This is a genomic window from Actinomadura sp. BRA 177, assembly GCF_013372625.1.
Classification (GTDB): domain Bacteria; phylum Actinomycetota; class Actinomycetes; order Streptosporangiales; family Streptosporangiaceae; genus Spirillospora.
On sequence record NZ_JABXFD010000717.1, the window covers coordinates 1 to 4448 of the forward strand.

Annotated in this window: 4 protein-coding genes; 3 read left to right on the top strand and 1 reads right to left on the bottom strand. The window is 72.4% G+C overall.

Features of this window, described 5'->3' with window-relative positions; genetic code table 11:
- Nucleotides 1-139 precede the first annotated feature (139 nt).
- Both HUX53_RS38870 and HUX53_RS38875 read left to right on the top strand, forming a co-directional pair.
- Nucleotides 140-391: a hypothetical protein gene (locus tag HUX53_RS38870; RefSeq protein ID WP_303623200.1), complete on the top strand. Its 252-nt coding sequence runs from the start codon at nt 140-142 to the stop codon at nt 389-391.
- Between the two features lie 52 nt (nt 392-443).
- Nucleotides 444-1775: a DUF2252 domain-containing protein gene (locus tag HUX53_RS38875; RefSeq protein ID WP_176408267.1), complete on the top strand. Its 1332-nt coding sequence runs from the start codon at nt 444-446 to the stop codon at nt 1773-1775.
- A gap of 15 nt (nt 1776-1790) precedes the next feature.
- Here HUX53_RS38875 and HUX53_RS38880 read toward each other — a convergent pair whose 3' ends face one another.
- Nucleotides 1791-3380 (bottom strand): SpoIIE family protein phosphatase, encoded by a 1590-nt coding sequence (locus HUX53_RS38880; RefSeq protein ID WP_176408268.1) that lies wholly within the window; start codon nt 3378-3380, stop codon nt 1791-1793.
- 99 nt (nt 3381-3479) lie between these two features.
- Here HUX53_RS38880 and HUX53_RS38885 point away from each other — a divergent pair, with 99 nt between their 5' ends.
- Nucleotides 3480-4280, top strand: coding sequence for an SAM-dependent methyltransferase (locus tag HUX53_RS38885; protein WP_176408269.1), 801 nt, complete (start codon nt 3480-3482; stop codon nt 4278-4280).
- The last annotated feature ends 168 nt before the right edge of the window (nt 4281-4448 follow it).

Consider the following 4448-nt stretch of genomic DNA (forward strand, 5'->3'; position numbering starts at 1 on the left):
TTTCGTCCTGTTTGATTTGAGTTCAGTTGTGGTTAAGGTGATTGTGTGTCTTTTTTTTTTTTTATCAAGAAGAAGACGGCAACCGAGAGAGGAGTCCTTTTCGTGGGCTCGGATATGTGTATAAGAGACACTCGTGTGCGTGGACGTGCCCGGCTGCGAGCACGGCGCGATCCTCGCCACCGCGCCCGGCGGCACCGTCGTGTTCTTCTCGATGGCGACCTCGTTCCCGGCCGCCGCGCTCGGCGCCGAGGGCCTCGCCGCCGACGTCACGATGCTCATCGGGAACGGCTACGTCCCCGGGCACGCCGAGACCGCCCTCGACCTGGTCCGGTCGGAACCGGCCGTCCGCGCGCTGTTCACCTCCCGGACCGGTCCGGATTCGGCAGAATGACCGGGAACGCCCCGGCAGCGGCGGGGCTCACCCGAGCATCGAGGGAGAGAGAATGGCGAGCATCACCGAGGAACTGCGCGGCCGCGACCCCAAGGAGCGCCGCGCGCAGATCGTCGACGTCCTGGTCGACGCGTTCTCGGACCTGATGGAGCGCAGCCCCGCCGAGTTCCGCCGCCGCTTCCGCAAGATGGCCTCCGACCCGTTCGCGTTCTACCGGGGCAGCGCCTGCCTGTTCTACGCCGACATCGTCCACGACGACGACCCGTGGGCGGATGAGCGCACGTCCCGCGTGTGGATCCAGGGCGACCTGCACGCGCAGAACTTCGGCACCTACATGAACGACGACGGCGTGTTCGTCTTCGACGTCAACGACTACGACGAGGCCTACGTCGGCCACTTCACCTGGGACGTCAAGCGCCTGGTGGCGAGCCTGGCGCTGCTGGCCTGGCAGAAGGCGATCTCCGACGCCGACATCCGCCGGCTCATCGAGACCTACGTGCGCGCCTACGTCGACCAGGTCCGGCAGTTCGCCGCGCACGAGGGCGACGAGAAGTTCGCGCTGACCCTCGATACCACCGACGGCTACGTCCGGGACGTGCTCGTCGCCGCGATGGGCGGCACCCGGATCGGGCTGCTGGAGGGCATGACGGTCGTGGACGGCCCGGACCGCCGGTTCCGCGACCGTCCCGGCGTCCGCCGCCTGGACGACGCGGAACGCGCCGAGGTCGAGGCCGCCTACCGGGAGTACCTGACCACCATCCCGCGCGAGAAGCGGTTCGGCAGCCTCACCTACGAGGTGAAGGACATCGTGGGCGCGTCCGGTTTCGGCATCGGCTCCGCGGGCCTGTCCGCCTACAACATCCTGGTGGAGGGCAACACCCAGGCGCTGGAGAACGACGTCATCCTGTCGATGAAGCAGGGCAACGTCGCCGCGCCCAGCCGCGTCGTCGACGACGCCCGCATCCGGGAGTACTTCCAGCACCACGGGCACCGCACCGCCGTGTCGCGCCGCGCGCTGCAGGCCAACAGCGACCCGTGGCTGGGCCACACCCAGATCGGCGGCGTCGGCTACGTCGTCCAGGAGCTGTCCCCCTACGAGGAGGACCTGGACTGGGGCGGCCTCACCGAGCCCGAGGACATGCTGTCGGTCCTGGACGACCTCGGCCGCGCCACCGCCAAGGTGCACTGCGTGTCCGACACCGACTCCGACCACACCCTGGTCGGCTTCCAGGTCGAGGACGCCATCCACGCCGCGATCGGCCCGGACGAGTCCGCGTTCGTCGAGGCGATGGTCGCCTTCGGCACCCAGTACGCCGACACCGTCCGCCAGGACCACGCCTACTTCGTGGACGCCTTCCGCAACCACGAGATCCCCGGCCTCTAGGCGGGCCCCTCCTCCTCAGGCCGCCGGGCGGATGAGGAGGAGGGCTATGTCGTCCTGGCCCTGCTGGTCCGGCAGGAGGGCCAGGACGCCGTCGGCGGTGTCGTCCAGGGAGCCGGACCGGGAGGCGACCAGGGCGGACGCCAGGCGGGCGATGCCCTCGTCGACGTTGCGCATCCGGCTCTCGACCAGGCCGTCGGTGTAGAAGGCGAGGGTGGCGCCGGGCGGGATCGCGGCCGACACCTGCTCGTACTCGGCCGGGTGCGCGGGGTCGGACACGCCGAGCGGCAGGCCGTGCGGGAACGCGAAGCGCTGCGCGGTGCCGTCCGGGAGGGCCAGCAGCGGCGGCGGATGCCCCGCGCAGGCCAGCTCGCAGCGCAGCGTCGCCGGGTCGCACACCATGCACAGGCAGGTCGCGAACTGGGCGGCGTCCAGGTCCTGGGCGATGGAGTCGAGCCGCTCCAGCACCTCGGCGGGCGGGAACTCGCAGCTGGCCAGGGTGTGCGCGGCGACCCGCAGCTGCCCCATCGCGGCGGCGGCGGTGACGCCGTGCCCGACCGAGTCGCCGATCACGACGGCGACCTTGTCGCCGGGCAGCGGCACCACGTCGTACCAGTCGCCGCCGACGCCGCTGGCGGCCGGCAGGTAGCGGTGCGCGATCTCCAGGCCGGGCGGCGCGGTGACGGCGGCGGGCAGCAGCCCGGCCTTCAGCGTGGTCGCGGTGCGGTGCTCGCGCCGGTACAGGCAGGCGTTGTCGACGCAGGTGGCGGCGCGGCCGGCGAGCTCGGACGCCAGCGCCGTGTCGGTGGCGGTGAACGGCAGCCGGCCGCGCTTGCGGCTGAACACCGCGAAGCCGAGCGCCCGGCCCCGCGCCACCAGCGGCACCGCCAGCAGCGACACGTGGTCGAGCAGGCCGGGCAGGACCCGGCCGGTGCGGTGCGCCATGGTGTCCTGGATGGCGTCGCCGCCGAACTCGACCATGCCGCCGCTGGTGAGGCAGCGCGCGTACGGGGTGGCCGGCGGGTAGACGATGACCTCGTTGACGGGGAACTCGCCGGACCACTCGCGCGGGTCGTCCTCGGCGAACGCCACCGCCAGGCGCCGCACGACCGCCGAGCCGTCGGCCTCCGCGGCGGGCTGGTCGTCGTCGGCGAGGAGCCGTTCCAGGACGTAGATGGCGCCCGCGTCGGCGAACCGGGGGACGGTGACGGAGACGATCTCGCCGGCGGTCAGGTGCAGGTCGAGGGTGGAGCCGATGCGGCGGCCCGCCTCGTTCAGCAGGTCCAGGCCGCCGGCCCACGGCGTCACCGTCAGCGCGACGGCGGTGCCGCCGTCCTCGTGCGTCATCCCCTCGCACCCGACGGGCAGCCCGTCGTCCGACAGCGGCAGCACCCCGCTCCAGGAACGGCCGGACATGGCCATCTTCAGCGCCGCCGCCAGCGGCTCGGCGGCGGCGGGGCGGCCGAGCAGGTCGGGCAGCCGCGTCCCGGCCGCCGCGGCCGCATCGTGGCCGAACAGGCGTGCGGCGCCGTCGCTCCAGCCGGTGATCCTGCCGTCCGGGTCGAGCAGGACGGTCACCGGTCCGGGCCGTGCGGGTCGATCGGACATCGGTCCTCGCCGTCCGGTTCGCAGGGGCCGGCCGACGGTGTCGCGTTACGCTGATCCCGCTCCGCGGACGGCACCCCTCGGTCAAAAGGGAGACGATGCATGGACTCCGAGTGGATCCCACCCGAGGTCGACAGTCAAAGACCAAGCGTCGCACGGGTGTACGACTTCCTGCTCGGCGGAGCGCACAATTTCGCGTCCGATCGTGACCTCGCGACCGGGCTGCTGCGGGTCGAGCCGCAGGCGCGGGAGCTGGCGCAGGCGAACCGGGCGTTCCTGCGCCGAGCGGTCCGCACGCTCGCCGAGGCGGGTATCCGGCAGTTCGTCGACATCGGGTCGGGCATCCCGACGCAGGGCAACGTGCACGAGGTCGCGCAGGGCGTGAACCCGGACGCGCGGGTGGTGTACGTCGACAACGACGATGTCGCCGTCGCGCACAGCCGCACGATCCTGGCGGGCGACGAGCGGACCGCGGTGCTGCAGGCCGACATGCGGCGCCCGGCCGACATCCTCACCGCCCCGGAGCTGAAGAAGCTGGTCGATCTCGCCGAGCCGGTGGCGTTCCTGCTGGTGGCGGCGCTGCACCTGGTCAAACCGGCGGAGGACCCCGGCGGCATCGTCGCGGCGCTGCGCGACGCCGCCGTGCCCGGCAGCCACGTGGTGGTCTCCCACCTCACCCACGAGGCGCAGCCGGGCAAGACGGCGGCGATCGGCAAGCTGTACGACCGGGCGACCTCGCCGGCGGTCTCCCGGTCGCACGCGGAGATCCTGCGGTTCTTCGACGGCTGGGAGCTGCTCGACCCCGGCCTGGTGTACGTGCCGCTGTGGCGCCCGGACGAGGGCGACGCCGTGGACGACCCCGAGCGCTTCCTCGTGTTCGGCGGGGTCGGGCGCCTGCCCTGACCGTCCCCTAGCGGGCGAACGCGATGGCGGTGCCGGCGCTGACGACGACCGCGATCACGACGAGGACCAGCGAGGTGCTCAGCGGGTTGCGGCGCCGCTGCACCGTCTCCGCCGCGCGCGGCGCCGTGTGCGCGGGGGCCGTCTCCTCGGGCGACGTCTCCTCGACCG

Bases quoted from the DNA above. Each gene is read 5' to 3' on its own strand.
- HUX53_RS38885 (WP_176408269.1), top strand. From the start codon at position 3,480: ATGGACTCCGAGTGGATCCCACCCGAGGTCGACAGTCAAAGACCAAGC.
- HUX53_RS38880 (WP_176408268.1), bottom strand. From the start codon at position 3,380: ATGTCCGATCGACCCGCACGGCCCGGACCGGTGACCGTCCTGCTCGAC.
- HUX53_RS38875 (WP_176408267.1), top strand. From the start codon at position 444: ATGGCGAGCATCACCGAGGAACTGCGCGGCCGCGACCCCAAGGAGCGC.